Raw genomic sequence first — 3,413 nt, 5'->3', positions numbered from 1 at the left:
CAAAGTAATGTCACGTATGAGCTGACCTACAATATTGACGGGCATGAGTCTGGTTTTGAATTGGGCAAGCAACTAAGCGGATTAGCTTTTGCTTTCACCGGTTTACTCTCGATCCTACTTACCACGCTTTATTTCCCTAAAACATTGCGCAAAGAGCGCCAAGAGGGCAGTGTGATGTTTTGGCGCAGTATGCCTGTGTCGGATCTGACGATTCATTTGGTTAAGCTAGGCTTTGGCTTACTTGTTACACCTATTATTTGCTCGATGCTTGTCATCTCCGCTGATCTGGTTATGTGGATAATTAACTTTGTTATGTCGCAAAACTTCCCACTGTTCTTCACTGGTGAGTCGATCTTGTATGTGTTTACGCATTGGTTGGAGTTTATTGGCCGTATGTGGCTAGTTGGTATGGCACTATTTCCGTTAGCCGCTCTGGCGCTAGCGATTTCGCAGAAAGTCAGTTCACCGCTGTTAGTCATGATCATCGGTTTTTACGTCATCAAACTGCTGTCGACTAACCTTCTGGGTGTGGATTTTATTAGCGATTTTTTGCAAGCGGTCACTGCGTTACCATTTGAACTGATGGCTGGTGGAAATCCATTTTATACGTTTGCTAATGTGGGTGCTGTTTATCTAATTAGCTACTACTTGATTGGCGCGTTAAGCTTGGCAGTGAGCCTACGATTGAGCCGTTCGGTGGATTAGGCAAGTTTGTACGGATTGCAGTTGATGAAACAACAGTCATGGTTGATGAACCAATTGCGAGCTGAACGAAAACTTCGATTAATCAATGGATAAATCATTTGCCGCTAGTGGGTGCTAGCGGCAAACTCTTTTTATTTGGATATCTTTCAATGCAAGTAAGCGGTCACATACAATTCTTCGTTGGAACCTATACGGATTCGCCTAGCCGAAGTATCGGTATCGCTCTGGTCAGCTTAAATCAACAAACGGGCGAACTGACTCGCCTTGATGATTTCTACCCCCTTCGCAATCCGTCTTACCTGTGCCAGACCGAACACGCGCTTTATGGCGTGTCTGAAATCTCCCAGCAGGAGGGAGCCAAACTAAGCTGTCTGCGTGAGGGATTGAACCACACGTTATCAATAGAGGGTGATTACCCTTGCCATCTTGATGTCTCCGTTGACAACCGATACCTTGCAGTTGCCAATTATGGCTCGGGGGATGTCATCGTATATCGCCTAGATAACAACACTGGTGTGCCAGAAAAAAGAGTTGCCACCTTGTACCAAGACGGTAAAGGGCCAAATCTAGATAGACAGGGTTCACCACATGCACACCAAGTGATATTTCAGCGCAATGACGATGTGCTAGTGAATGTCGATTTGGGTAGCGATGCTGTTCATTTCTATCGTTTTGAGCAAGATGCATTTAGCTTACAACAGAGCGTCAAACTGCCCCCGGGGAGTGGGCCGCGTCATTTGGTGCTTAATAAGGCGGAAGACACAGCCTATGTGGTTTGTGAGCTAAGTGAAACCTTGGTGGTGCTTAGCAAAACAGATGCGAGTTGGCATTTAACTGCTCAGTTGGATTTGATTCCAGGCTCGAGCAAGGGAGAGGCGGCTGCAGCAATCAAGTTGTCAGCGGATGAAAAGTTTGTTTATGTCTCATGTCGTCACCAGAACGCAATAAGTTGCTTTGATGTCTCAAAAAAATCTGTGAAGTGGTTAGGCGCGACTGATTGTGGTGGTGCGTTCCCACGAGATTTTGTGCTTAGCGCTTGCAACGAATGGGTCGTAGTGGCGAATCAGCATTCTAATACTCTCACTAGTTTGCGCCTTAATCCGCACACGGGTGAGCTTGAGTCGACAGGCTATCAGTGTCACATCGACGCGCCTGTATGTGTAGTAGCTCAGCAGTAAATGAAAAAGGTAGCGAAATCGCCTGTCTCTTGATCACAAGTCTCCGTGTTCAAGAGACATCGCTAGCTCATAGCCTTCAAGGATGGTTTGTAATTTAAACCATCCTTCCCATAATACTTGGACGGAGGCTCGTCCTGTTCGTTTGGTGTCTTTCCATCCTCCCAACTTAGCGAGGTTTTCATAAGCCCAGTGGGTATCTGGTACTTGGCTAGGAAGAGGACGCCCCATAGTTTTAACCCATAATAACTTCCAAGCTTTATGGCCTAACACTTTTTCGCAACTCATCGAACTGCTTTTCGGTTCAATATGCTTCATAAATCGTAGTTGGAGTAGTCGCGTAGCAATAAACGCAAGTATGACGCTCATTCGTTCAAGGTTATCAGCACACTGCATCCTTAGTGCTTCCACGTCAGTACCGCTAGTTTTCCACACTTTGTGGTAGTCTTCGACCAACCATCGGTGTTCGTAATAGCTGATGACTGCTATAGCGTCATCATACGAGTTGATTACTTCAGACGTCAGTAGATGCCATGCCAATTTATTTTTACCCTCGCCACACTCAATACAACTCACATAGTTAAGTGGGATGTCCGGCTCAGACGCTTTGTTAGCGGGCGCTTTAAGAGTGACAGAGGTGTATCGTATTTCTAGCTTAACATCTCTGGCCTTACGGCCACCTCGTTGGGAGATATTGAGCGTTTTAATACCTGCAACTGGCAATTTGTTTGAGTAGTCGTAAAGTTTCTGGTCATGCTCTTTAATGCATCGACTTTGCATTGAACGCACCACAAAGCGCTGCTGTTGTTCTGTCTTATAGGTCAAGTACTCATAGATGTCAGCCTCTCTGTCACAAACAGATATGACTGAAGATAGATGCTCACCTAAGCGAGCTGACATATTTTGTGAGGCTTTTTCCCATTTATAACTTTCCTTCTCCTTGTAGGGACGAGACGCATGCTGATGACCTTGTCCTCGTTTAGAGATATCTCGACTCCAGCGCTGTTGTTCAATAAGACCGACCACCTGATGAGTGTCAGGTGCAAAGAGTAGAATAGAGTGGGCTAGAAGAGCACGACTTCGATTACCTTGGTTAGTGTGTCCAAGTGTATCTCGTACACTTCTGTGTTGGTATGTGAGTGAGGTCGTATCTTCAAGTGCTAATAGTAATGGATGATCTTGCGCGTGCTGAGCGGTGGCTTGAAAACCTGATTCGGCAATATCGCTAGGTTGGATTTGGTCATTACGGATAAAGCGGTAAGCCCCTTCCATATCAGCGGGTGAAATAGCAAGTTTAGATACGGCGACTCCTGGTTGACTAGCAAGTGAAGCAGCCATTGATATCAATCGTTGAGTTCGTCTAGGGTCATTAAGCTTTGCCTGACCAAATTGTACCTGTGCCCACTCCATTGGTGTTGAGTTTTCCATATTAGCTACCTAATCAATATTACTTAAGTGATCAGATCTCAGCCTTGGAAATGAGTTCAAAAAAAATCCTCGAACTGAGTTCGAGGATTTGTGTATAAGAGACAG

At 45.4% G+C, this 3,413-nt stretch carries 3 protein-coding genes; 2 read left to right on the top strand and 1 reads right to left on the bottom strand.

All coding sequences use genetic code 11. The annotated features are described in order from the left end of the window. Nucleotides 1-705, top strand: a 705-nt coding sequence (locus QTO00_RS16800) for a hypothetical protein (protein WP_331425807.1), incomplete at its 5' end; no start/stop codon positions are given. Nucleotides 706-854: 149 nt separating this feature from the next. After that, a complete protein-coding gene (locus QTO00_RS16795; RefSeq protein ID WP_331425806.1) occupies nucleotides 855-1,883 on the top strand; it encodes a lactonase family protein in 1,029 nt (342 codons plus the stop codon). 33 nt (nucleotides 1,884-1,916) lie between these two features. Here QTO00_RS16795 and QTO00_RS16790 read toward each other — a convergent pair whose 3' ends face one another. Beyond that, nucleotides 1,917-3,308 (bottom strand): IS4 family transposase, encoded by a 1,392-nt coding sequence (locus QTO00_RS16790; RefSeq protein ID WP_331425805.1) that lies wholly within the window; start codon nucleotides 3,306-3,308, stop codon nucleotides 1,917-1,919. Between the last annotated feature and the right edge of the window lie 105 nt (nucleotides 3,309-3,413).

This window comes from Vibrio sp. M260118 (assembly GCF_036533755.1).
Lineage (GTDB): Bacteria > Pseudomonadota > Gammaproteobacteria > Enterobacterales > Vibrionaceae > Vibrio.
Note: the sequence above shows the minus strand (reverse complement) of the source record. Positions and strands in the feature narration are given on the sequence as shown.